The organism is Pseudomonas sp. Pseusp88, from assembly GCF_047303955.1.
Taxonomy (GTDB): domain Bacteria; phylum Pseudomonadota; class Gammaproteobacteria; order Pseudomonadales; family Pseudomonadaceae; genus Aquipseudomonas.
Map to the genome: position 1 here is coordinate 1 of NZ_JBGLYM010000009.1, position 24,113 is coordinate 24,113.

19 protein-coding genes and 1 rRNA gene are annotated in these 24,113 nt (G+C 59.4%); 3 read left to right on the forward strand and 17 right to left on the reverse strand.

Going from position 1 to position 24,113, the window contains the following annotated elements; all coding sequences use genetic code 11:
• Window positions 1-170: 170 nt before the first annotated feature.
• Window positions 171-286, forward strand: a 5S ribosomal RNA gene (gene rrf / locus ACCD02_RS13805).
• 59 nt (window positions 287-345) lie between these two features.
• Here the strand turns inward: rrf and ACCD02_RS13810 are convergent.
• The 11 genes from ACCD02_RS13810 to argH form a co-directional block, all read right to left on the reverse strand.
• A complete protein-coding gene (locus ACCD02_RS13810) occupies window positions 346-816 on the reverse strand; it encodes an SRPBCC family protein (RefSeq protein WP_413302486.1) in 471 nt (156 codons plus the stop codon).
• 16 nt (window positions 817-832) lie between these two features.
• Window positions 833-4,276 carry a non-ribosomal peptide synthetase gene (locus tag ACCD02_RS13815; RefSeq protein WP_413302489.1) on the reverse strand — a complete coding sequence of 1,148 codons (3,444 nt, stop codon included), beginning with the start codon at window positions 4,274-4,276 and terminating at the stop codon, window positions 833-835.
• A complete protein-coding gene (locus tag ACCD02_RS13820) occupies window positions 4,273-5,220 on the reverse strand; it encodes a diiron oxygenase (RefSeq protein WP_413302492.1) in 948 nt (315 codons plus the stop codon). The genes ACCD02_RS13815 and ACCD02_RS13820 overlap by 4 nt, the downstream gene beginning before the upstream one ends.
• Before the next feature lie 23 nt (window positions 5,221-5,243).
• Complete coding sequence (locus ACCD02_RS13825; protein ID WP_413302495.1) at window positions 5,244-6,026, reverse strand: DUF3050 domain-containing protein; 783 nt, start codon at window positions 6,024-6,026, stop codon at window positions 5,244-5,246.
• Window positions 6,027-6,786: 760 nt separating this feature from the next.
• Window positions 6,787-7,530, reverse strand: coding sequence for a GntR family transcriptional regulator (locus tag ACCD02_RS13830; protein ID WP_413302498.1), 744 nt, complete (start codon window positions 7,528-7,530; stop codon window positions 6,787-6,789).
• Window positions 7,531-7,822: 292 nt separating this feature from the next.
• On the reverse strand, window positions 7,823-8,830 hold the full coding sequence (locus tag ACCD02_RS13835; RefSeq protein ID WP_413302501.1) for an aldo/keto reductase: 1,008 nt from the start codon (window positions 8,828-8,830) through the stop codon (window positions 7,823-7,825).
• Window positions 8,831-8,911: 81 nt separating this feature from the next.
• Window positions 8,912-10,102 carry an MFS transporter gene (locus ACCD02_RS13840; protein WP_413302503.1) on the reverse strand — a complete coding sequence of 397 codons (1,191 nt, stop codon included), beginning with the start codon at window positions 10,100-10,102 and terminating at the stop codon, window positions 8,912-8,914.
• A 238-nt stretch (window positions 10,103-10,340) separates the two neighbouring features.
• Complete coding sequence (locus tag ACCD02_RS13845) at window positions 10,341-11,171, reverse strand: ABC transporter substrate-binding protein (RefSeq protein WP_413302505.1); 831 nt, start codon at window positions 11,169-11,171, stop codon at window positions 10,341-10,343.
• A 25-nt stretch (window positions 11,172-11,196) separates the two neighbouring features.
• Complete coding sequence (locus ACCD02_RS13850; RefSeq protein ID WP_413302507.1) at window positions 11,197-11,961, reverse strand: amino acid ABC transporter ATP-binding protein; 765 nt, start codon at window positions 11,959-11,961, stop codon at window positions 11,197-11,199.
• Between the two features lie 21 nt (window positions 11,962-11,982).
• A complete protein-coding gene (locus tag ACCD02_RS13855) occupies window positions 11,983-12,861 on the reverse strand; it encodes an amino acid ABC transporter permease (protein WP_413302510.1) in 879 nt (292 codons plus the stop codon).
• 204 nt (window positions 12,862-13,065) lie between these two features.
• Window positions 13,066-14,493 carry an argininosuccinate lyase gene (gene argH, locus ACCD02_RS13860; RefSeq protein WP_413302513.1) on the reverse strand — a complete coding sequence of 476 codons (1,428 nt, stop codon included), beginning with the start codon at window positions 14,491-14,493 and terminating at the stop codon, window positions 13,066-13,068.
• Window positions 14,494-14,759: 266 nt separating this feature from the next.
• Here argH and ACCD02_RS13865 point away from each other — a divergent pair, with 266 nt between their 5' ends.
• The gene (locus tag ACCD02_RS13865) at window positions 14,760-15,725 is read left to right on the forward strand and encodes a LysR family transcriptional regulator (RefSeq protein WP_413302516.1); all 966 of its coding nucleotides are present in this window, start codon (window positions 14,760-14,762) and stop codon (window positions 15,723-15,725) included.
• A 117-nt stretch (window positions 15,726-15,842) separates the two neighbouring features.
• On the opposite strand, the gene ACCD02_RS13870 is transcribed toward ACCD02_RS13865, so the two are convergent.
• From ACCD02_RS13870 to ACCD02_RS13885, 4 genes are all read right to left on the reverse strand, one after another.
• Window positions 15,843-18,308, reverse strand: coding sequence for a TonB-dependent siderophore receptor (locus ACCD02_RS13870; RefSeq protein ID WP_413302518.1), 2,466 nt, complete (start codon window positions 18,306-18,308; stop codon window positions 15,843-15,845).
• Between the two features lie 90 nt (window positions 18,309-18,398).
• The gene (locus ACCD02_RS13875) at window positions 18,399-19,367 is read right to left on the reverse strand and encodes a FecR domain-containing protein (RefSeq protein ID WP_413302520.1); all 969 of its coding nucleotides are present in this window, start codon (window positions 19,365-19,367) and stop codon (window positions 18,399-18,401) included.
• A complete protein-coding gene (locus ACCD02_RS13880) occupies window positions 19,367-19,870 on the reverse strand; it encodes a sigma-70 family RNA polymerase sigma factor (protein ID WP_413302522.1) in 504 nt (167 codons plus the stop codon). Before ACCD02_RS13880 ends, ACCD02_RS13875 begins: the two co-directional genes overlap by 1 nt.
• A 205-nt stretch (window positions 19,871-20,075) precedes the next feature.
• A complete protein-coding gene (locus tag ACCD02_RS13885; protein WP_413302525.1) occupies window positions 20,076-20,768 on the reverse strand; it encodes an HAD-IA family hydrolase in 693 nt (230 codons plus the stop codon).
• A gap of 291 nt (window positions 20,769-21,059) precedes the next feature.
• Between ACCD02_RS13885 and ACCD02_RS13890 the strand changes: the two genes are divergently transcribed.
• Window positions 21,060-22,571 carry a YdgA family protein gene (locus tag ACCD02_RS13890; protein ID WP_413302528.1) on the forward strand — a complete coding sequence of 504 codons (1,512 nt, stop codon included), beginning with the start codon at window positions 21,060-21,062 and terminating at the stop codon, window positions 22,569-22,571.
• A gap of 96 nt (window positions 22,572-22,667) precedes the next feature.
• Here ACCD02_RS13890 and cysC read toward each other — a convergent pair whose 3' ends face one another.
• A complete protein-coding gene (cysC, locus tag ACCD02_RS13895) occupies window positions 22,668-23,327 on the reverse strand; it encodes an adenylyl-sulfate kinase (protein WP_413302530.1) in 660 nt (219 codons plus the stop codon).
• A complete protein-coding gene (locus ACCD02_RS13900; RefSeq protein WP_413302533.1) occupies window positions 23,320-24,015 on the reverse strand; it encodes a sulfotransferase family 2 domain-containing protein in 696 nt (231 codons plus the stop codon). Before ACCD02_RS13900 ends, cysC begins: the two co-directional genes overlap by 8 nt.
• Window positions 24,016-24,113 lie beyond the last annotated feature (98 nt).

Here is a 24,113-nt window from a genome sequence, read left to right on the forward strand (position 1 = left end):
AAACGATGCATCGCCGATGGTAGTGTGGGGTTTCCCCATGTGAGAGTAGGTCATCGTCAAGATTAAATTCCAAAACCCCATTTGCGAAAGCAGATGGGGTTTTGTCTTTTAAGTAGAGAACATCAAAATTCGCTGGCACGTCACCTGATGGCGGATCGGCAACCAGATTTCTTGACGACCATAGAGCGTTGGAACCACCTGATCCCATCCCGAACTCAGCAGTGAAACGATGCATCGCCGATGGTAGTGTGGGGTTTCCCCATGTGAGAGTAGGTCATCGTCAAGATTCAATTAAAAAACCCCGTTTGCGCAAGCAGACGGGGTTTTTGCTTTGTGCTTTACAAACTATTGGAACAGATTGCGCACATTGTTCATGGCGTCATCAGCGAAGCCCTGAAGGAACGCCTGGAACTCAGCGGCTGACGTTGGCCATTGCGCAGACGGCTCGCCGATGATCCTCCAGGTCGCGCTGCACTGTTCATCACCTAGCGTCTCGACGCTCATGGCTGCCCACAAATTGCCGATCGGCAACGAGGTATAGATCAGCGTCCAGGTCATGCACAGTGCCTGCTCGTCGCGGCTGTTGAGCTGTTCGATAACCACGTTGCCGTCCTTGAACAGCTTCTTGCGCACCGAGCGCACGCCTTCGCCTGTCATCTCGCAGGACTCCAGCGCCGGAATGAATACCGGAAAGCCTGCAAAGTTACCAACGATGTCCCACACGCTTTTTGCGTCAGCAGCTATATCCACACGGGATACAACCAGTGGCCCTTGCAGGTCCTTGATCAGGGTGTCGGGTTTCAGATTGCTATTCATGGTGTTCTCCTTGGGTTTAGATGAATGCGATTTCTTTCAGGTAATCGCAGCCCTTGCGTAGCAACGCCGGGGTCTTTTGCGGGTAGCGTTCGCCCATGCGCTGGATGCCGGCCTGGGCGTTGTGGTGCTCGATCATGGAGATGTCGCCGATGTCTTCTTCGAATCCATCCAGATAGAAACCCAGCACGCCGAACAGCGCGTTCTGGCTGTCGACCCGGCCCAGCTGGCTCTGCCAGTGGCTCACGCTGACGATCTCGAACTCGCGCCCGGCCTCGCGGAAGGCCTCGACATAGCCGTTCCAGCTCAGGGGCTCCGGGTTATGCAGGTTGAAGACGGCGTGATGGGCCTGATATCGGCTGGCATGGAAACCGATGAAGCGCGCGAGGAAGTCCACCGGCATCAGGTCGAAATTCATGCTGAACTCCGGCACCTGACCCAGTTGTAATGAACCCTTGAGCATCAGCATCAGGCGGTTTTTGTGCGGCTGGCAGACACCGGTGCGGCTGTTGAAAGCGATGTTGCCAGGGCGATAGATATTTACCCACGAGCCCTGATCTCTGGCCCGTTGCAGGATGCGTTCAGCCACCCATTTGGACAGGTTGTAGCCGTTCTTGATGTAGATCGGTGGCGTGTCGGCAGCGGGTTCTTCCAGTACGTTGCCACCGCTGTCGATGGCACTGGAGGCGGATAGCGTCGAAATGAAGTTGAAGATCTTCTTGCTGCGCCCTTCGCACAGACGCAGGCACTCGAAAATCGGTGCCACGTTATCCTTGACCAGACTCTCGTAGTCCTGCACATGGTTCACATTGGCTGCGTTGTGCACCAGTACGCCAAAGTCGCGATCCAGATGCTCATAGGTTTCGTTATCCAGACCCAGTTGCGGTTGGGTGATATCGGCCGCGTAGACCTTCACTCGACTCAGGTCCAGGTGCTCCAGACGGTTCTCTTTCAGCGCGCGCCTAAAGCGCTCTTCGGCGCTCTGACCTGACCCCGGGCGCACCAGGCAAGCGATCTCGCTGCTCCCCCAGTTCAGCAACGCTTCAACGATATGCACGCCAAGAAAGCCGTTGGCCCCGGTGACGATGACCTTATGCACGTCCCCCAGCCGGTTGAACGGCAGGACCGGCATCTCCAGATCCGCGCTGGCATCGTGAATGGCCTGGGGGCTGACGCTATAGGCCGTCGGCTCCTCACTCCCGAGCAGACTTGCCAGGGTCAGGATCGTAGGCGCTTCGATAAAGCGGTTGATCGGAATGCTGCGACCAAAACGCTCACGGATACCCAACAACATGCGTGATAGCAGGATCGAATGGCCGCCCAGATTGAAGAAGCTTTCGTCGGTGGAAATATCCCCTTCAGGGAGTTCCAACAACTCGGTCCATAGCTCCAGCAGTTGTTGTTCCTGTGCGGTCGCGGCCGAGCGATGAGGTTGCGCGTCGGTAAAACTGACCGGTATTTCCAGTAGTCGAGCGCGGTCTACCTTACCGTTATTAGCGAAGGGCATACTGGCCAGTTCGGTATAGGCGGTCGGCCGCATATAGTCGGGTAATAAACTTTCAACATGGGCCTTGAGCGCATCGCCGGCCTGGGCGTCAACAGGCTGTGCCAGGAACGCGAGGATCCGCCGCTGCCCATCGATCACGACTGCCACTTGCCGATACAGCTGGCTGTCGCGCAGGCAGTGTTCGATTTCCTCCGGCTCGACCCGGAAGCCGCGGATCTTCACCTGATTGTCGCGGCGCCCGCACAGTTCGATACCATCTTCGGTCCATTTGGCCATATCGCCGGTACGATAAGCTGACAGCGTCTCGCCCCCGGGCAGTTGCAGCGTCACATAACGTTCGGCGCTCAGGATCGGATTGTTCACGTAGCCAAGGCACACCCCTGGCCCGACGATATACAGCTCGCCCTGGGTTTGCTCCGGCACGGGCTGGCCCTGTTCATCGAGAATCAGTACCTGACTGTTGGCAATAGGCCGCCCCAGATTGCGATTACTGCTGCCCGGTTGGAACGCACCCGCAGTGATCAATACCGTGGCCTCCGTCGGGCCATACAGATTGTGGAAGTGGCACTGTCGGGTCAGCTGTTCAATGACACAGGGCTCGCAGACATCGCCGCCGGTCATCAAGTGTTGGAGGCCGGCCAGCTGTTCCAGAGGCAGCACGCTGAGCAAGGCTGGCGGAAGAAAGGCGTGGCTGAGGTTGTTGCGGATCAGCTCGACCAATTGCAGGGGATCGCGCCGCTGATCTTCACTGGCCACCACCAGTTCGGCACCGCTCAGCCAGGTCGGGAAAATATCGATCAGCGACGAATCGAAGCTCAACGTCGAAAATTGCAGGACCCGGCTGTGCTCCGACAGCGCCACATACTCGGCATACCAGGCGCTGAAGTGACTGAGGTTACGTTGGCTGAGCAGCACGCCCTTGGGCTTGCCCGTCGTGCCGGACGTATACAGCGCCATGCACGGCGCGTCGCCTGGTGGTTGCTCCAGCATGAGTGGCCGGGTACTGGCCTGTGTTTTGATGGCGCTGATATCCAGAGCGGGAAACCCGGCCACCGCCAATGGATGCGTTCCGTCATGCAGGAGCAGTACGGCCCCGGCGTTCTCCAGAATGTACTGTTGGCGTGCAACGGGCTGGCTCGGGTCCAGGGGCAGATAGACCGCACCACTGCCGAGGATCGCCAGAATGCCCGCGAACAGCGCGGCCGACTTGGGCAGGCACAGAGCAATCACTGCTTGCTCGCCTTGGGGCAGGCGGAGCAACGGCAGCAACGCCTGCTGGATCGCCACGCTATAGCCGTGCAGATCGCGGTAACTCAGGCGCTGGCCCGCAATACTCAACGCGGGACGCTCGGTAAAGGCCAGCAGGCTGTCCTGCAGGCGGGCAATCAGGGGCGTTTCGGCCAGGGCCAGCAAATGCGCCTGATGGGTCTGGTTAAAACGATGACGGAACAGCAGGCGGTCGATGGCGCATAGTTCGTCCTGCCATTCACTGAGCGGCGCTTCAACGGTCGGTGTGTGCTGCAAATAATCGACATCACGCGAGCGACGGCTGACCTGCAACGCCGCGATCTCGACCAGCGCCATAACGGCTGCGTCGTGGAGCATGCGTCCGTTGCCCAGGGTTCGGGCATCCAGCCACTGCCGCACGATCAGGCGCTGCGCCGTTGCCGAGCCAAGCCAGCACAGCAACTCAAGCCGTGGCAGGCCCTCAATCCGGTCAGCACCCAGACCGACGCGCAGTCCCAGATGTTCGGGTTGGCCAAACGTCCGTAAGCACTGCGCCGACAGTTCCAGGCTACCGTCCTCGATCAGCAGATCCGCGCCTGTGACCCGCTCGCTCTCCATTGCCGATGCCTGACACAAATAATGCACTTGGTGACCATGATCCAGCAGCTCGTTGTTCAGCTCGCTCAGGGTCTGGCTCTGGCCGATCAGGACAATCTTCAGGCGCTTCATTGCAGCACCTCCTGCCTGGGCAGATAGGCCGCCAGAGCCTGGCTTACGCACGGTGCATCGAGCATCGAGCTGGCCTTGAAGAAACGGATGATGTTGCCGATCAACGGGTGATGGCGGTTGATCGGAAAGGCCATCGCACTGGTTTCATCCTTGAGTGCCTGTTTGACCGGTTCACTCACGGCCAGATGTTCGATCAACCTGAAGTCGAAGTCCTTCTGAATGGCATGAGTCAGGTATTGGGCGATAAACACCGGCATGATCTGCGCAATGCACTCGCGGTCGGCATCCGGTGCGGTACCCCAGTAGATACGCACCAGACGCGACCAGAAGCCCGAGTGGCGGCCCTCGTCCAGCAGGTGATCGGCCATCAGGCCCTTCACCGACTGCTTGACCGAATCATCCTTGGCGAAGGCGGCGACATCGTTGGTGACGGTGTTCTCGGCGATGGCCACGCAGATCAGCTCAACAGCACTGACCAAATGTTGCGGAGCCATGGCCAATGCTGCAGGAATCGCTCGGCTCAGTTCTATTTCACCGGGCAGCTCGATGGGCTCGATGCCGGTCATGGCAATGGTCTGCTGCATGAAATCCATGGCCACCAGTGCGTGGTAGTCCTCATCGATGACCACGGTCATGGCGTCATAGCGGCAGGCGAACGGGAAACGAATGGCAAAGTGGCCCTTGGCGATGCTACGAGCGGTCTTGTCGACGATCTCGGTCTCGAAGATCACCACATCGTTGATGAACTTGTAGAGGCTTTGCACCAGGGCGAAGTCGCGCAACTGCGGGCATTCGCGGGTAAAGGTTTCGCTCAACACCAAAGGTTGGCGGCTGAGGGGGTAGATCAGTTTCTGATCGTTCTCGACGATGCGGCGCGGGCGTGTGCGAATGGTCGCACGACCCTCCCAGGCATCGACGAACGACACATACTCTTCGCTTTTCATGATTGCGTCCTTGTAGGTCGTGGTCAGAAGCCGATGGCATCAGCGGTGGATTCAACGCGCATGCTCTGGCGTAGGGTGTCCCACAACGTGATGCGGCTCTCCACCGCCGCAATGGCCGAGACATACACCTCGTGCTGCCGTTGTTCGTCACCTTCGATCAACCGTGCCAGCAGTTCCTCGGCGGCCGGTCCATGATCTTCGGAGTCCACTTCGATATGGCGTTGCAGGTAATAGCGGAAGGTCGGAGCCTGATTACCGGTAATGCCCCAATCGTCGAGGATGCGTTGGAACATCTGCGGGATGACACTTTCCCGGCCATGCAGAAAGGCCGCTGCAACGCAGTGGGCCGGGGCATGCAAGGCCGTTTCCAGGGTATGAATAACGAAGCCGCTCGCGGCCTGCCCGGCGTCTACGTGATGCAGCGCAGTGCGGTAATGTGTGCCGGTCTGTTGCAGCGCGACAAACCGCTCGACTTTCGTCGTGTCGGCGCCGATCTCGCGCATCGCATCCAGATACAGTTCGAAATGGCTGTAATGCCCGTGCTGCAGGCGATCATCGGACTCTTCTCCCAGTACGATTTCATTGATCAGCCGTGCGGCCTTGGCATCTCTGGGCGGCAGCCAGGGCAGGGTCGTGCAAGTGAGTTCCTGTTGCAGGCGCTTGGTCAACGACATGAAATCCCATACGGCAAAAACATGGGTTTCCATAAAACGCCGGAGAATATCCAGTGAATGTATTTCGGCGAAAACAGGGTGATTGCTGAGTTCGGATTTTTTGCGGTTCAACAGCGTTTTTTGGCAATACATGGCGATCCCTCGATAAGTGTATTTTTAAACGGTTTGTTGCTTGAGCGACGCTTTAAGTTGCTCCTGTATAAACGTCATGGCCCAGCCCGGCCGGGTATATGGCTGTTTCCCAGGCCGGGCCGTAGAAAGCACGAAGTTTGACTCAGGTATAACTTATTCGAATAAATGTAATTGGCCCGTTGAAGGTTTTCAGGGCAGCGATACTCGGTTTTTCGTGGTGCAAATAAAAGTTAGAACACTTTCAATCAGCGCTGCAAACACTTTTTTATAATTTGTAAGTTGATTGTTTTCAAAGGCTGAGCGAAAGCGATAAAACTTGTTCCTGAAGTTTTATTTGGTCGTAGGCAACCCTTCCGATCCATTAGGATCAGAATTTTAATTAATGAACGAATGCCTCGTTCAACGTTGCCGTTATGTGGATTGATGCAGTTTTTATTTTTTAAGGGGCGACATCGGAACCGAGGTCCCAAGGTCTTTTCGCCCGTCAAGAAACTCCTTTTCCTACGCCGGTTGAGTAAAGAGACGCCCTGCTCCAGCTCATGACGGGGATTTTATCCGCGCCATCGGACACAGCAGCGGTCGGCATCCGCGCCGACGCTGCCGAGTGTGCCTGATTCTACGAGGCGGCCAATCGAGGACGTGTTGCTGAGGGAGGGCATAGCGGAACAAGCGGGGAGGTCATTGGCCAGCGGGCGACAGCCACGCGCAGCAGCCAGTGTGGCTGGTTACCTGCGCGAGGGGCGGGTGGTCAACGTGTTTTTCAGGTGCTGGCTTTCTTGCGCGGACGTGCCGGTTTATCGCTGGGGGACGGGCGGCTGGCAAGGTAGCGGGTGATCGCCTGGACGCCACGTTGCAAGTGATGCTGCAGCGCCTGGACGGTTTCCTCGACCTGCTTGTCCCGCGCCAGCTCGAACAAATGCCAGTGGTCTTCCTGGGACAGCTTGCCCAGTCCCATGTCGGACAGGTTGAAGCGCAGAAAGCGTTCCTCTTCGCTCAAGCCTTCGGCGACCAGGGCAAGCAGGCGCTTGTTGGGAGCCTTGGCATAGAGCGACATGTGGAACAGCCGATTGAGGCGGCCCATTTCGCTGTAGTCGCTTTCGATTTCCAGCTGCTCTATGTAATGGCGGGCCTGGGCCAGATCCTGCTCGTCCAGCAGCGGGATCGACTGACGCAGGGCTTCGGACTCCAGCAGGCTGCGCAGTGCATAGGCATCGAAGGCATCTTCGCTGATCAGCGGCGCGACGACAGCGCCTTTATGGGTTTCGACCCGCAACAGCGATTGCGCTTCCAGTTGGCGCAGGGCTTCACGCACCGGCATGCGGCTGACGCCGAACAGGGTTGCCAGTTCTTGCTGGCGCAACGCCGTACCACTGGGCAGGCGGCCATCAAGAATGGCGCTGCGCAATTTTTCTTCAATGATGCCCCGGGCCATGTGTGCAGGAGGCTGTTCATTCCCCAGCACCCGACACAGGAAGCTTTCCTTACCGGTTTCGCGCGTTACCATATTTTTCTATCTAGGCCAGGCTAAATATTGGATCCAAATTACCCTAGGTACTGCATGACGACTTGTCAAACCAAGGGTAGATGTGAGTTACGCCTTCCGCGTCGACACGGTCGCCTTATATTCAAGGGGACCCCGAAGGTCATTTATTTGACGTCAGCAGGGAGGGAGGGGTTAAGAGGGCACTATCTTAACCTTTTTTGACGCCGCTGACGGTAGGGCAAAGGGATGAGCGGGAGGAGGGGCCGGACGGGCTGGAGATGCGGCGGCTCTGGCACCGCATCCTCGCGGTTGCTCAGCGCGGTAAACGTCCTGATACAAAGTGTTGCAGGTCGTTGAAGCCAGGCGTCGAGGCGTGCCCTGGTGTTACCAGCGAGTCAATGAAGGCTTCATCTTCGGCAGTGATTTTGACTTCCAGCGCCTTGGTGTAGGTATCCCACTGCTGCTCGGTACGCGGGCCGACAATGGCCGATGTCACCGCATGGTTATTCAGCACCCAGGCAATGGCGAATTCGACGATGCCGACACCTTTGTCGCGGGTGTATTGCTGAATCTGCTGGGCGATCTGCAACGACTCGGCACGCCACTCGGTTTCCAGGATGCGCTTATCCTGGCGCCCGGCGCGGCTGTTGCTGTCCGGTGTAGCGTTGGGCGCGTATTTGCCGCTGAGTACGCCACGGGCCAGTGGGCTGTAAGGTACGACGCCCAGACCATGGTAGGCAGCCGCCGTGATTTGCTCGATCTCGGCCTGGCGGTTGACGATGTTATACAGTGGTTGACTGATGACAGGCTTGTCCACGCCCAGGCGCTGAGCGATGTTGACGATCTCGGCGATGCGCCAGCCGCGATAATTCGACAGGCCCCAGTAGCGGATCTTGCCCTGGCGGATCAGGTCGCCGATGGCCGACACGGTCACCTCCAGCGGCGTATTGTGATCTTCCTTGTGCAGGTAGTAGATATCCACATAGTCGGTGTCCAGGCGCGTCAGGCTGGCATCGATGGCATTGAAGATATGCTTGCGACTCAACCCGGCACGATTCGGCACGCCGTCTGCCGGGCCGATGGCCACTTTGGTCGCCAGCACCCAGTCACTGCGTCGCGAAGCAATGGCTTCACCGACGATTTCTTCCGAGCGCCCGGCGTTATACACATCTGCTGTGTCGACAAAGTTCACGCCCTGATCCCAGGCTTTGTCGATGATACGCAGCGACTCCTCGGTACTGGTCTGTTCGCCGAACATCATGGCGCCCAGGGTGAGCGTGGAAACCTTCAGGCCTGATTGGCCAAGCGTGCGATAAATCATGCTCGATATCCTCATGGTCGTGAGTGGGAGAGACAGGACACAGGAACATACTGTTCTTTTTATCCCGGGTCGCAAAGGACTCTAGTCCACTGACGATGGCTCTGCGCCGGGGAGTCTGGCCCGACGTCCACTGATAAAGCACAAGGCACCGCCCAGCAGGGTCAGCCCGCTGAGCACATAGAACATGCTTGCAGGTGGTGAGTTGATCAGCAGGTAACCGCAGATCACCGGGCTCAGCGCGCCACCGAAGGCCGCCAGGTTCTGTGCGCCGTAATAGCTGCCGCGTAGCGCCTCGGGGGCAATGGTGTCGACGAACAGATACTCGGCCGGATAAATGATCATCTCGCCCAGGGTGAAGACGAACATCGCGGCGCACCACGCCACAAGGCTGTGGGCGAAGCTGAAACCGATCAGCCCGGCAGCGAACAGCACGGTGCCGAGTACGATCAGATACGGCAGCTGTTCACGCTTGAGAAAGCGGCCGATCTGATACTGCATCAGGATCACCGTGATGGCGTTGCAGGCGAGCACGGCGGAAAGAATTTTCAGGGCGTTGTCGGCACTGTCAGTGACCAGCAGGAACTGCGACAGGTACAGGGTGTAGCGCCCATGCACGATGGTGCTGAGCAGACTGCCGCCGGTGAACAGAATCAGCGTGCGGTCGTTTTTCAGAGTGATCAGGGTGGCGAGAAAGCTCTGTGGTTTTGCCTGCTCATCGCGGGGGCTGGGCGGGATGCCGATCATCAGGAACACGCTGGCGAAGGCAATGCCACTGGCAATCAGAAAGGGGGCCAGGGGCAAATGCCCGGCGATGATCACGCCCAGCATGGGGCCGGTGGCGTAACCGATATTGGTCAGGGTGTAGCGCAGGGAGAACACCTTGGCGCGCAGGCCGATGGCCAGGTTCTCACTGATGATCGCCTTGGAGCCGATCAGGAACAGCGCCGATGCGGTTTCGGTGATCACCAGGGTCAGGGTGGTCAGGTACAGGTTATGGGCGAAGGTCAGCAGGGTGAAGCCGATCGAGCTGGACAGCATGGCCATGATCAGCAGCTTGCGCTTTTCCAGACGGTCGATGATGTAGCCGCCGTAAAGCCCCAACAGTGTTGCAAGGAACACCGCGATACCCATCAGCAGACCAACGTCCTGTTGATCCAGACCCAGCCGTCTGCTGAGGAACAATGTCAGCAAGGGACTGGTGATTGCCCGACTGATCACGATGGTCAGCGAGCAAATCATCAGACGGCGGATGACAAGCGAATAGGTAGCCACGGCGTTTTGAAGTCCTTGTCGGATTCAGCAGGCTGAATCCTGTTGGCGACGAATTGTGGAGGCGGACTATGGGGCGAATTGTGGGAGCGAATTCATTCGCGAAGAGGCCGGTACATCCAATACATCTTGCTTGGCTGTAACACCGCTTTCGCGAATGAATTCGCTCTCACTATTTGCTCCCTTCATCCGCTCCCCGCGAGTCCGCTCTCATCATGAGAGGGGCTCGCCGGTGAAGAGGTTACTGCCCTTTGTTGGTCTCGATCTTCGCCACCGCACCATCCTCCAGACCCCATTTCTTCAGGATCTTGCCGTAGGTGCCGTCATCGACCATGGCCTGCAGGGTCTCGGCGATGGCGCTGGCCAGTTCAGGATTGGCCTTGTTGACGCCAAGGCCGGTGAACTGCTTGGAAATCGCCAGGCCGATCGGTTTGTAGGTGTCCTTCTCCAGGGTCATCAGGTACGGAATGGTCTCGCTGCCTTGCATGGCCGCGTCCAGGCGACCCTGGCGCAGTTGCGCGCGGGCATCGGCCGAACCTTCGGAGCCGATCACTTCGATAGCCGGCTTGCCTGAGGCTTCGCAGTTGGCCTTGCTCCACTCGGCGATTTCGGCAGGCCAGGTGGTACGACGGCTGGTGCCGACTTTCTTGCCGCACAGGTCGGTCAGTTTCTCGATGTCACTGCGCTTGGCCAGGGTGTAGAGCTGCGGGCCGCTGGTGAAATAGTCGACGAAGGTTACGGACTTCTGGCGTTCGGCTGTATCGGTCATGCCCGACAAAATGATGTCGAAACGTTTAGTGACCAGGCCGCTGACCATCTGCTCGAAAGCGGTTTCCTGCCAGGCAACCTTGACTCCGAGGCGTTCGGCCAGGGTATTGCCCAGGTCGACATCCAGGCCGGTCAGGGTATTGGTGGCGGTGTCCTTGAAGTCCATCGGCGGATAGTTCGGCACGATGGCGGCGATGATCACGCCTTTTTCCTTGATGCTGGCTGGCACTGCGGCAAAGGCCGTGGCGCAGCTCATCAGGCTGGCGAGCAGGGTAGGGACGATCAGGTGTTTGAAATTCTTCATGGGGCGTTCCCGTTTGTTTTCAGAGTTAAGTGCGAACGGCAGAAATGAAGCTTTGCGTACGTGGGTTTTGTGGACTTATTAGAATGTCTTCCGGGCTGCCGGCCTCCACTATCTGGCCGCCGTCCATGAACACCATGCGGTTGGACACTTCGCGAGCGAAGCCCAATTCATGGGTCACGACGATCATGGTCATGCCGGTGTGCGCCAGGTCGCGCATCACCGACAACACTTCGCCAACCAGCTCCGGGTCGAGGGCAGAAGTGGGTTCATCGAACAGCATCAACTTGGGCCGCATGGCCAGCGCGCGGGCAATCGCGACGCGCTGTTGCTGACCTCCGGACAACTCCACCGGATAGGCGCCGCGCTTGTCGGCCAGACCGACCCGCGCCAACAACTCCAGGGCATCTTCCTGGGCTTCCTTGGGCGAGCGCTTGAGCACCTGGCAGGGGCCTTCGACGATGTTTTGCAACACGGTCATGTGTGGAAACAGATTGAAGCGCTGGAACACCATGCCGGTCGCCAGGCGCTGGCGGGCGATCTGGGCATCGGTCATCTCGTGCAGCTTGTTGCCGACCACGCGATAGCCGACCAACTCGCCGTCGACCCAGAGACCGCCCTTGTCGATCTTCTCCAGCTGATTGACGCAGCGCAGCAGGGTGCTCTTGCCGGAGCCGGACGGGCCGATGATGCACAGCACCTCACCCTGGTCCACTTCCAGGCTGACGTCCTTGAGGGCGTGAAAACTGTCGTAATACTTATGCAGGTTGACGGCCTTGACGATGCTTCTCATGGGTAGTCTCCTCGGGCCGTCTTATGAGCGCTTGCCGGCGCCGCGCGCGAAGCGCAGCTCCAGACGGCTCTGACCGAATGAAAGAACGGTGACCACGGCCAGGTACCAGATACCGGCAACGATCAGCAGCTCCATCACCCGGGCGTTGGCGTAGTAAATGTTCTGGGCGTTGTGCAGCAACTCGGAGTACTGGATGACGCTGGCCAGGCTGGTCATCTTCACCATGCTGATGAATTCGTTGCCCACCGGCGGCAGGATCACTCGCATCGCCTGGGGCAGAATGATGCGGCGCAGGGCCTGCAGGCGCGGCATGCCGATGGACTTGGCGGCTTCATACTGGCCGGTATCCACCGACAGCAGGCCGGCGCGGACCACTTCGGCGGTGTAGGCGCCCTGGTTGATGCTCAGGCCCAGCAGCGCGGCGACGAAGGGCGTCATCATGCTCACTGTGTCGAACTGCAACACGCCGGGAATGCCGATCACCGGGAAGATCAGCGCCAGGTTGAACCACAGAAGCAGTTGCAGGATCAGCGGCGTGCCGCGAAACAGCCAGGTGTAGGTGATGGCCACGTAGCGCAGGATCGGGTTCTGCGACATGCGCATGATCGCCGCGATGACCCCGATCACTACGCCCAGGGCCATGGCCAGGATCGACATGATGATGGTGTTGGCCAAGCCCCAGAGGATCGCCTGGGACGTCAGGAATTCACCGATATACGCCCACTCGATCTGCCCCTTGGCGAAAGCCCGGGCCAGACCGAACAGGGCGATGACGATCAGGGTCGCGAAGAAGATCCGGCCGTAGTAACGACGCGGGACGTGCTCGTACTGAGTAATGTCGAACTGATCCTCAGTCTTTTTGCGTGCCTGCTGCAAACGCGCGGTTTCGTTCTGGTTCATGGGGTTCTCATCAAGCAAGACATGACTGATCTAACAAATCTCTCTGCGGGAGAGAGTCCAGTGGGAGCGAGTCTGTGGGAGCGAATTCTGTGGGAGCGAATTCATTCGCGAATAGGCCAGTACTTCCGACGCATTTGTATCGTCTGTAGCAGCGCTTTCGCTCCCACAATCGTTCCCGAAGTCGTTCCCACCTTGTCCTGTGTTTCAAATACGGAAACCGCCGTAGTTCGCGGTCCACTGCTGCTGCCCGACCAGCGCGGTCTTGAGCCGTTCCAGTTGCTCGCGCACCCGCTCCGGCGCCGTGCCGCCGCGTCCACTGCGGGCGGCAATGGCGGCTTCCAGCGTCAGGCAGTCACGCACCTCGGGGGTCAGTCGCTCATCGACTTCGGCAAGCATGGCCGGGGTGACTTCCCACAGTTCAAGTTGGTGTTTCTCACATAGCTGCACCAGAGCGCCGGTGATCTCGTGGGCGACCTTGAACGGCACGCCGCGCAACGACAGCCAGTCCGCCACCTCGGTGGCCAGGGTGAAGCCCAAAGGTGCCTGGCGGCGCAGTTCGTCGACCTGGACCTGCATCGTCGCGACCATCCCGGCCATGGCGGGCAACACCAGTAGCAGGGTGTCCACGGTGTCGAGGACGTGATGCTTGTCCTCGCTAAGGTCACGGTTGTACGACAGCGGCAGGGATTTCAGGGTCGAGAGCAGGCCGGTGAGATTGCCGATCAGGCGACCTGCCTTGCCCCGCGCCAGCTCGGCAATATCCGGGTTCTTCTTCTGCGGCATGATCGAGCTGCCGGTTGCGTAGCCGTCATCCAGTTGGACCCAGCGAAACTGCCGCGAGGACCACAGGCAAAACTCTTCGGCCAGACGGGAAATGTTCACTCCCAACATGCTCGCGGCGAACAGGAATTCAGCGACATGATCACGGCTGGCCACGGCATCGATGGAGTTCTCGCAGGTGCCGTCGTAGCCCATTTCCCTGGCCGACAATTCAGGCTGCCGGGCGATGGCGGAACCGGCCATGGCTGCCGCGCCCAGGGGCGACAAAGCGGTGCGCGCATCCCAGTCGACCAGGCGCTGCACATCGCGCAGCATGGCCTGGGCGTGCGCCAGCAAGTGGTGGGCGAAGACGATGGGCTGTGCCTGCTGCAAATGGGTGAAGCCGGGGCAGATGCTCTCGATATGCTGTTCGGCCTGCATCACCAGGGCCTGCTGCAGGTTCAGCACTTCGCTGGCGATCCGCCGTGCATGGTCACGCAGGAACAGACGCAGATCATTGGCGGTCTGGTCGTTGCGTGAACGTCCGGCGCGCAGCTTGCCGCCCAGCGCGCCGAGGCGTTCGGTCAGCACCCGTTCGATAAAGGTATGCACATCTTCGTCACCCGGCGTGGGGTGCAAACGGCCTTCGCGAAAGTCATTACCGATCCCGTCCAGGGCTTCGAGCATGCTCCGTGTTTCCGCTTCGTCGAGCAGCCCGGCGCGCTGTAATTCACGGGCATGGGCACGGGAGCCAGCCAGATCGTAGGGCGTCAGGCGGAAGTAATCGTCAGGGCAACGGGACAACGCCGCCAGCGCTTTGGCCGGGCCGCTCTTGAAGCGCGCGCCCCAGAGACGATCGGTAGATTCGGACATTGCGGGTTCCTCTTGCGAAAACACGAATAAATAACAACAGGCCATGGTGGGTATGGCGTTGCGGGTTTCGGAGGGCAGTTGCGAAGTTCAGGTCCTGATCGATATGTCAGGTTTTTATCTGCTTTACATCGGCGCTGTTCACGCTGATCGGAGAAGTCGATTCAAGGTTGCCAATGGCCATTATCTATGTTCATTATTGCGGCTCGGCTATGTTCTTGTTGTAGGTCAAAGCCTGTTGAATATGGCGAACGAGGTCAATCAGTTTTATGGAAACCCCACTTTCCACTTCTGGAAACTTGCCACCCCGGCCGGCAAGTCGACCTCCGTTATCGCTCAGCGGGCTGGATTTCAAATTGCTTCGGGTGTTCAAGGCAGTGGTCGAGGCCGGTGGTTTCAGTGCCGCACAAAACGAGCTGAATGTGGGCCTCGCCGCCATCAGCAAGCAGATTTCCGACCTGGAAATCCGCATCGGTATGCGCCTGTGTACGCGAGGCCGGGAAGGCTTTTGCCTGACCGAGGAGGGCAAACTGGTGTATCAGGCGTCCATCGATTTATTTGCCTCGGTGGACAGTTTTCGTGACCGGCTTAGTTCGGCGCAAAATGAACTGATCGGCGATTTGAATATTGGTGTGATTGATAACACCGTGTCCGATGTTAATTCACCGCTTATTGCGGCGCTGCGCAAGTTACATGATGAGGCGCCGAAAGTAAGATTGCGCCTGCATGCGGCGCAACTGGATGAAATTGAACGCGGTGTGGTGGAGGGGCGGCTGATTGTCGGCATCGTGCCGGTTTATCAGCGACGTGAAGAGTTTGATTATTTTCCGTTGTATGAAGAGTGGTCCAGGGTCTACTGCGCTCGTGGTCACGCATTGTATGACGTCCCAGCCCATGAGGTTGATGGTGAAGTGTTGCGCCAGCATGAGGTAATCAACCACCGCTACGCCATTCACAACGACAAGACCCGGTTCGTCAGTTACAGCAGCCAGGCGCCATCGGCGTCACAGGTCGAGGCGGTGGCGATGCTGATCCTGACCGGACGCTTTATCGGTTTCCTGCCGGAGCACTACGCCGCGCCGCTGATCGGCAACGGCACCTTGCGTGTCCTGTGCCCGGAAACGATCAGCATCGGCACCTCCCTGAGCCTGATCCTGCGCCACAACACCCCGCGCAGCCCGCAGGTCAAAGCCTTTGCGGCGGCGCTGGGGGTGGATCTGAAGGTCATTACCTGACGTAGAACGCTGTTGGAGCGAGGCTTGCCCGCGAACCAGACGACGCGCAGTATCAGGTAAACCGCGTCGAGCCATTCGCGGGCAAGCCTCGCTCCAACGGGTAGGTAGCGCCTCCTTTTAGAAATCGACGGTGGCCGACAACTTGAACGTGCGTGGCTCGCCCTGGGTCAGGTAGTTGTTCGCCGTGGAAGCCGAGGCCCAGTAGGCTTTGTTGGCGACGTTTTCCAGGTTGGCGCGCAGGGTCACGTTGCGTTCGTCGAGTTTGAATTGATAACGACCGCCGAGATCGACGCGGGTCCAGGCCGGGATACTCAGGGTGTTGGTGCTGTTCACGTATTGCCCGCCGGTTCGCAGCAGCCGGGCATTCAGGGCTGCGCCCTTGAGCCCCGGAATATCCCAGTCGCCGCCCAGATTGAACTGGAAGCGCGGCACGCCTGCGGCGCGGTTGCCATCGGTAAGGCCACCCGCGGTCTTGCTCAGCTCGGTGTCCATCCATGCCGCACCGGCCAACAAGCGCAGCCCCTGGATCGGCTCACCGAACAGGTTCAGCTCGGCGCCCTTGTTGACCTGTTCGCCATCAACGCTGAACGTTCCGAGGACTGAGCCGGCATTCGGGTAAGTGGCGCTGTTGGGCTGCTCGATGCGGTACACGCCGAGGGTTGCGCCGAAGCTGTCCCAGTCCAGCTTGACCCCGGCCTCGGTCTGCTTGCTGCGCTTGGGCGGGAACACTTCGTTGGGGTTGGTCACGCCGGTAGTCGGCGAAGTCGGTCCCTGGGCCAGGCCTTCGATACGGTTGGCATAGAACGACACATGCTCCCACGGCTTGATGACCAGGCCGTACACAGGCGTCGTAATCGACTCATCGTAGTTCGAGTTGCGCACGCCCGTGGCGGTGTTCCAGGCGTCGACTTCGATGGTCTGACGACGCACGCCTACTGTCAGCAGCACCCGGTCATCGAGCAAGCCCAGGGTGTCGGAGGCGGCGACGCTTTTCATGCGATTCTTGCCGACGACGCGCGGGTCATGCAGGTCGCTGCCGAAGTAGGTCGCCGGTGGCACGGGGCGGGCCACTCGCACCGGGTTATACAGGTTGCCCGGGAAGCGGCTGGCGGTGTACAGCGCCTCATAGGCCGAGCGCTGCTCGCCCCAGACGCCGGACAGGCCGAAGTTCATCTTGTGGCTGACCGGCCCGGTCTGGAAATGCCCATTGAGGCCGCCCATGGCACTGGTGTTGTCCTCGTCGTGAGGCGGATAGAGGAAGCCGCCTCGCGCCGCACCACTGGCATCGCTGGTATAGAGCGAGGAATAGATGCCGTTCTCCCGAGTGTGTTTGGCGCCGCCGCCGGCATACACCGTCCAGTTATCGTTGAGGTCGTACTCGCCGTTGACCATGCCGAAAGTGTCCTCCAGCTGCGACCAGGTCCAGTCCTGTGAATAGTTGTTCCTGGCTGACGGCGCGTGGGGCACCGATGTACCGCTCGGGTAGACCACGGCGCGACCTTCGTTGATGCGCTCCTTCTGGTAGCCCAGGTCGGTTGACAGGCGCAGGCGCTCACTGCGGTAGTCCAGGCCGATGGTCGCCAGCACGCTGCGGTGGGCTTCGTCATCGATGGCGGTGCCGCCCTCGTGCTGGGCCAGGTTGATGCGTGCGCCGAACTGGTTGTTCTCGCCAAAGCGCTGGCCCAGGTCAAGATGCTCGCCCACTTGGCCGCCGCTGCTGTAGTCGGTGGTGAAGCTGCGCGTCGGCGTGTCCTGAGCGCGTTTGGACACCAGATTGACGCTGCCGCCAATCCCGCTGCCACCCGGCGTTACGCCGTTGACGAAGGCATTGGGGCCTTTGAACAGCTCGACCCGCTCCAGCGCCTCGGTGGTGATGATCTGCCTCGGCAGCACGCCATAGAGGCCGTTGAACGAGATATCTGCGGTATCCAGTGGCAGGCCACGAATGGTGAAGACCTGGGAAAAGTTACCGAAGCCTGCAGACTGGCGTACCGAGGCATCATTGAGCAGCACATCCCCCACGGTGCGGGCCTGCTGGTCGGCGATGGTCTTGGCGGTAAAGCTGACCACACTGAACGGTACGTCTTTGATTTCCTGATTGCCCAGCACACCAAGGCGCGCGCTGCGGGCGACCTGACCACCTTCGTAGGTGTCACCTGCGCTGCTGCTCAGCTCGCCGTTGATCGTGGTCGCGCCCAGTTCCACGGCATCACCGGCATTGACCACAGGGGCGACGGTATAGCCATTGTCGCCAGTGCTTAGCAAGGTATAGCTGCTGTCCGCCAGCAAGTGAGTAAAGCCGTCCTGAACTGTGTAGCTGCCTTGCAGGCCTTCACTCTGGCGATTGTTCAGCAACGTGGCATCGAACGACAGCGGCACGCCGGTCTGGGCGGCGAACTGCGCCAGGACCTGGCCAAGCGGGCCGGGAGCAATGGCAAAGGTGCGTGCCACGCTGCTCTCGACAGCTTGTGCGGCCCGGGCACTGTGCAGCGGTAGCGTGGCCGTCAGGGCAATGGCGATGCTCAGTGCTTTCAGGTGGAAAGGATTGAAGCGTGAGCGGGGCTGGAGCGACCTGGGCATCATTGTTCGGTATTCCTGTCGGCGCAGATAAATGGAGGCGTTATCTGCACACCGGACGAGGCGGAAAAAGGTATCAGCGGATTCGAAAAATTTTTACGACTGACGCGGTTCAATCGCCACCCAGTAGCGCGTCAGGCTGCTGAGGGTGACCGGCAGGGTGCTTTGCAGCAGGCGCAGGCTGGCGTCGGTGTCGCGCAGCGGGAACGCCCCGGACACTCGCAGATTCGCCACGCTGTCATGGCAGCGCAGCATGCCGGGACGATAGCGCCCCAGTTCGCCCAGCAGATCCGCCAGGCGCATATTGCTCGCCAGCAGCATGCCGTTTTCCCAGCTCAGGGCATTGGCATCCAGCGGCTCGGCAGGCAGCACGGCGACGCGGTTAAAGGCGCCTTGTTCACCTGCATTGAGTATCAGGCTCTGGCTGGCGTCGGCGGGTTGCAGGGCCACTGCGCCTTCCAGTACCGCAACCTTGCTGCGTGGACCGTCGCTGCGCACGCTGAAGCGCGTACCCAATGCGCGGGCGCTGCCCTGATCGGTCTCGACGATAAAGGGCCGTGAGGTGGGCGCAGGATCCTTGGCGGTGCTGATCAGCAGTTCACCGCTCAGCAATCTGATCCGTCGCTCATTGGCGTTGAAGATGATATTCACCGCGCTGGCGGTGTTGAGCAGCAGGCGCGAGCCATCGGGCAGGGTCAGGTTCTTCTGTTCGCCGACGGCCGTGCGCTGGTCGGCTGTCCATTGCTGCCACGGCAGCTCCTTGCTAGCCAGCCACAGCGCCGGTCCGCCAAGCAACAACAGACCCAGGCGATTGAGCGCCTGGCGCCGGCCGATGCCGGGGTTTCGGCTGATGCGATGCAGGGTCTCGGCGTTCATCGAGCCCGGCACCTTGCGCAAATCACCGAGCAGCGATTCGGCCCGTTGCCAGGCTTGGGCGTGCTGGGCGCTACGGTTGCGCCAGGATTGAATCGCGCGATGGTCCTCGTCGGTCGCCGCCCCGGACTGCAACTGCACCAGCCAGTCGGCGGCCTCGCCGAGGATCTGCGGGTCGATGGGGGGATTCATCAGGCCACGCTCAGACAGGCGAGGAAAGCGTCGCGCATGTAGCGTTTGACGCTGATCAGGGAGACGCCAAGTTCAGCGGCGATCTGTGGATAAGTCAGGCCGTCGATCTGCGACAGCAGGAAAGCGCGGCAGGTCGTGTCCGGCAATTCACGCAACATGGCTTCGACGCGGTACAGCGCTTCGAGGATCAGCAGGCGGGTTTCCGGCGAGGGCACCTGCGGCTCGGGCAGGTGCGCGATACTCTCCAGATAGGCCCGCTCCACGTCCTGTCGCCGCCAGCGGTCGATCACCAGGCCCTTGGCGATATGGGTGAGCAGGGCACGTGGCTCACTGCCCAGATGCTGCACCTGACGGCTGAGCACCCGCAGGAAAGTGTCATGGGCCAGGTCCGCCGCATCGCTGGCATTACCCAGTTTGCGCCCGAGCCAACCCTGCAGCCAGCTGTTGTGCTCGCTGTACAGGGTATGGAAATGCTGATTGAGGGAACGATCGGCTGACGACATGGAAGCCACTGACTTCGCTCCGGGCGTTCATGCCCGAATGTAATTAAGAATTGATCGCATTCTAACTACGTGCGGGGCCAAGTAGCAATTAGCCAGAGGCATATCCTGTGGGAGCGAGGCTTGCCCGCGAATGATTCGACACGGTTTACCAGGTTCGCCGTGTCGTTTGGTTCGCGGGCAAGCCTCGCTCCAACGTCAATCAACCTCAGGCCTTCATGGCTGGCAGCCCCCAAGCCTCCAGCGGAAAATCCGCCAGAGAGCCCAGCAACAGATCCGCATGCTCGTACTGCTCAACCGGCATATGCGAATCCGGTACAGCCACGGCGTACATCCCGGCGGCCTTGGCGGCGGTTACGCCGAAGGGTGAGTCTTCGAACACCAGGCAATCGGCGGGCGCAATCCCCAGCTTGCTGGCGGCAACCAGGAAAATATCCGGAGCAGGCTTCGCCGCACCGACCTCAGGGTGATCCGCTGTGACGACGGTTTCGAACAGCTCGAACCAGGCCTGATGGCGCTCGGTCTTGGCGTGGAAGTAATGGATCGACGAACTGGTACCGACGGCGATGGGGATGTCATGTGCCGCCAGATGTCGCACCAGTGCTTCGGCGCCGGGCATCGGCAAGGCAAGAGGGAAGCGCTCGTCAAGCATGGGCTGGCGCACCTCAAGGAACTCGTCCACCGAGAGCGGCAGCTCCAAAGCGTTGATCACATACTCGGAGAAATCCCGGGCGCCACGGCCGATGGTGTTTTGCTTGAGCGCCCAATCGAAACTTTTGCCGTAGCGTTTGGCAATCAGGTCGGTGACTTCGGTGTAGACACCCTCGGTGTCCAGCAGCAGCCCATCCATATCGAAAATCACCGCTTTGACCGGGCCCCGCGGATTTTGCTGTGCGCTCATTATCGAAAATCTCGTGTTGTTTTTTGAAATAGGTCTCAGCCTACAACTTGCACAAAGAAAATGGCTAGCGACTATCCTTGCGTCGCCGCACGAAATGCCGGCTGGCAGGTCACAGCAAGCGGAAAAAAAGCGCAGTACGCCACACAACGGGCATAAGACCGGGTGATGGCAAACCCCAAGTGATAACCTCTCCCCGATTTACGGCAGCCTCATGGTTGCCGGGTCGCCCCAGCCCACTGCGGGATCAGGGAAGAGTTTCCATCCAACATACGGACACGGTCGAGTTAACACATGAGCAAAACAGCAGGCATCGTAGTAGGCGTCATCGTCGTAGCAGGGGCATTGGCCACTGGCGGAGCGTGGTACACGGGCTCACGCCTGGAAGGTGTGCTGCGGGACTCGATCGACAAGGCCAACGCGCAGATCAACGGCTCCCTGGGCCGCGACAACAAAATGAGCATTGAGCTGACATCGTTCGAGCGCGGCACCTTCAGCAGCGTTGCCCACTACAGCCTGAAGATTCATGACGAGAACCTGTCCGAAGGCAATAAAGACGTGGCCTTCCAGTTTGTCGATCATATCGAGCACGGCCCGATTCCTTTCTCGCGCCTGAAGAAGCTGAACCTGGTGCCGGTCATGGCCCTGAGCCGCTTCGAGCTGGAAAAAACCGAGATGACCGAGAAGTGGTACACCGTGACCAAAGGTGTAGCGCCACTGCACGGTGACGTCGTCGTTGGCTATGACCGTGCTGTCGCCGGCAATCTGCAACTCACGCCGCTGGAGATCAAGGACGCGGGCAACACCGTGAACTTCTCCGGCCTGAATCTCAACTTCGAAGGCACGGCCGAAGCCGAGAAAATCAAGGCTGTCGGCAATCTGGACAATCTGGTGCTGGACATCGTCGGCGAAGAGCAGCCGATGAAGATCGAATTCAAAGGCATGACTTTCGACACCGGCGGCACCAAGGGTAAATCCGGTTTCTACCTGGGTCACACCAACGTCAAGTTCGATAACCTGTCGGTAGAAGCCGCGGGCACACCGCCTGTTGTCATCAAGAGCTTCGCCAACACCAACCTGATGCAGGAAGAAGGCGGCAATCTGGCCGGGCAGATCAACTACGACATCGGCATGATCAGCTTCAATGGCAATGACATTGGTTCGGCATCAATGGCCTGGAAATTCAGCAACTTCGACGTCACTGCGACCCAGGCGCTGTACCAGCTGTATCAGACCAAGATCATGCCTCAGCAACAGGCGGCAGCCCTGGCTGATCGCCCATTCGAGCTGAACCTGAGCAAGGCCGATCAGGACTGGCTCAACGCCGAACTGGAAAAACTCCTGGCCGGCAAACCTCACGTCGAGCTGAGCAAGTTGGGGCTCAAGACCGCCAACGGCGAAAGCCATATGAGCCTGGCTGTCGACCTGGCCGATCCGGGCAAACTGGATCAACAGGAAAGTTCGGCTGATCTGGGCAAGAACGCCATCTCGCAACTGGACGCCAAACTGGTCCTGTCCAAGCCGATGATGAAAGACCTGTCGCTGCTGCAAGCCAAGTTCACCCTGGGTGACCAACTGGACGCCAAGACCATGGACGAGTCAGCCACTGCCGCCGCCGATATGGTTGCGGGCATGGCCACCGCCCTGCAGATCGCCAAGGTCGAAGGCGACAACGTGGTTTCCAGCCTGCACTACGCCGCGAACACCGTGGACTTTAACGGCGAGAAAATGCCGCTTGAGCAGTTCGTCAACAATATGACCAGCAAGGTTGGTCAGCTGGGTGGTAGCGGGGAAGCGGCGGAGTAATACTCCGGGTTGAGGTATTTATCCTGTGGGACCGGCTTCAGCCGGGAAGGCGTCTTCCCGGATGAAGCCGGTCCCACATTAAACCCGCGATTTGTTTCAAACCCCGCTGATAAACCTCATCGCATCCCGCACCACCACCTGCTCGCGCATCCCGCCCATCTGCTGAATCACCAACTGCTCGATCAGGCGGCTGCCGTCGTCGTTGCTGGTGTCGATGCTGTATTCCGGATTCAACGGCGCCTCATAAGGGCTGTCGATACCCGTGAAATTCTTGATCCGGCCTTCGCGTACGGCGCGGTACAGACCCTTGGCGTCGCGTCGGGCGCATTCGCTCAACGGCGTGTTGACGTGGATCTCGACGAACTGATCGGCGTTCAGGTGCTGCCTGACCGCATCACGGTCGGCGCGGAACGGTGAGATGGCCGAGACGATCACAATCAGTCCGGCATCGACCATCAACTTCGCGACCTCGGCAATACGGCGGATATTCTCATGGCGATCACCATCGCTCATGCCCAGGTCCTGGCAGAGCCCCTGGCGCAGGCGATCACCGTCGAGCATGTAGCTGTGCAGGCCACTGGCTTGCAGAGATTGATCCAGGCGGTTGCCCAAGGTGGATTTGCCTGCGCCGGACAGCCCGGTCAACCAGATACAGCAGGCGCGCTGTTGTTTCATTTCTTCGCGCTGGCCGCGCTCGACCATCATGACGGGCGCTATCAGGGTCGGGCGCTGCTCCTTGAGTTTGATATCAGTCATAGGCGAATAACTCGTAGTCACGTGCATAGACATCCCGGACACGACGGCGCACGGCTGCGCTGGAAAACGAAGCCGGGTCATGAGTCGGTGCCGGTGAGCGATTGATATGGGGCAGTTCAGCCTTGACGTGCAGATGCTCGCACAAGGTACGGAAGTCTGCGGCGAGGCTTTCCTGACGGCCAATGAAGTCGACTTCAATACGGCCCATGGTGTTTTGCAGGAAGTAATACTGTGGCGCGAAATGAATCTGTTTAGTCAGGTTTTCCGGGTGCAGCCAGTTATCGATAAATGCATTGAAACTTGGGTACTTACTGACCAGTTCATAGGCGGCCTTGTCACGACTTTGCGGGTTCTGCAGCAAGTAACTATAGGCCGACCAGGCGCGCTGTAGCGGATCGCGGACAAAGCCGAACTTGAAGTAGTGCTGATAACGCTCGTTGAACTGCTTCTCGTACCAATACAGCGGCATGTGCCCCGTTGGTGTGCTGCCGAACAGCGCTGTCGCCACACTGCTGCCCGCGCACTTGGGGACGTGGATGAACACGCACTCCAAATGGTCAAAGGCTGCGGGGAAGCGGTTTCTGCCGGACAGGGTCTTGTTCACGACCTGCCGATCAATGACGGAAAGACGCTCAAGCAGTAATTCACGCTGCGTCTTTGGAAGCAACTTCCAGAGTAAGCGATTCATCGAAGTGGCCTGTAGCGGGTGTTGAATAAGAGCCTGAGCCTACGCCCTGAAATTACCGGTGTGACAATCTTTTCATTAAATTTACGTTGGCTTGCCTA

Excerpts from the sequence above, each read along its gene's own strand:
- ACCD02_RS13810 (WP_413302486.1), bottom strand. The coding sequence starts at position 816 with ATGAATAGCAATCTGAAACCCGACACCCTGATCAAGGACCTGCAAGGG.
- ACCD02_RS13815 (WP_413302489.1), bottom strand. The coding sequence starts at position 4,276 with ATGAAGCGCCTGAAGATTGTCCTGATCGGCCAGAGCCAGACCCTGAGC.
- ACCD02_RS13820 (WP_413302492.1), bottom strand. The coding sequence starts at position 5,220 with ATGAAAAGCGAAGAGTATGTGTCGTTCGTCGATGCCTGGGAGGGTCGT.
- ACCD02_RS13825 (WP_413302495.1), bottom strand. The coding sequence starts at position 6,026 with ATGTATTGCCAAAAAACGCTGTTGAACCGCAAAAAATCCGAACTCAGC.
- ACCD02_RS13830 (WP_413302498.1), bottom strand. The coding sequence starts at position 7,530 with ATGGTAACGCGCGAAACCGGTAAGGAAAGCTTCCTGTGTCGGGTGCTG.
- ACCD02_RS13835 (WP_413302501.1), bottom strand. The coding sequence starts at position 8,830 with ATGATTTATCGCACGCTTGGCCAATCAGGCCTGAAGGTTTCCACGCTC.
- ACCD02_RS13845 (WP_413302505.1), bottom strand. The coding sequence starts at position 11,171 with ATGAAGAATTTCAAACACCTGATCGTCCCTACCCTGCTCGCCAGCCTG.
- ACCD02_RS13850 (WP_413302507.1), bottom strand. The coding sequence starts at position 11,961 with ATGAGAAGCATCGTCAAGGCCGTCAACCTGCATAAGTATTACGACAGT.
- ACCD02_RS13855 (WP_413302510.1), bottom strand. The coding sequence starts at position 12,861 with ATGAACCAGAACGAAACCGCGCGTTTGCAGCAGGCACGCAAAAAGACT.
- argH (WP_413302513.1), bottom strand. The coding sequence starts at position 14,493 with ATGTCCGAATCTACCGATCGTCTCTGGGGCGCGCGCTTCAAGAGCGGC.
- ACCD02_RS13865 (WP_413302516.1), top strand. The coding sequence starts at position 14,760 with ATGGAAACCCCACTTTCCACTTCTGGAAACTTGCCACCCCGGCCGGCA.
- ACCD02_RS13870 (WP_413302518.1), bottom strand. The coding sequence starts at position 18,308 with ATGATGCCCAGGTCGCTCCAGCCCCGCTCACGCTTCAATCCTTTCCAC.
- ACCD02_RS13875 (WP_413302520.1), bottom strand. The coding sequence starts at position 19,367 with ATGAATCCCCCCATCGACCCGCAGATCCTCGGCGAGGCCGCCGACTGG.
- ACCD02_RS13880 (WP_413302522.1), bottom strand. The coding sequence starts at position 19,870 with ATGTCGTCAGCCGATCGTTCCCTCAATCAGCATTTCCATACCCTGTAC.
- ACCD02_RS13885 (WP_413302525.1), bottom strand. The coding sequence starts at position 20,768 with ATGAGCGCACAGCAAAATCCGCGGGGCCCGGTCAAAGCGGTGATTTTC.
- ACCD02_RS13890 (WP_413302528.1), top strand. The coding sequence starts at position 21,060 with ATGAGCAAAACAGCAGGCATCGTAGTAGGCGTCATCGTCGTAGCAGGG.
- cysC (WP_413302530.1), bottom strand. The coding sequence starts at position 23,327 with ATGACTGATATCAAACTCAAGGAGCAGCGCCCGACCCTGATAGCGCCC.
- ACCD02_RS13900 (WP_413302533.1), bottom strand. The coding sequence starts at position 24,015 with ATGAATCGCTTACTCTGGAAGTTGCTTCCAAAGACGCAGCGTGAATTA.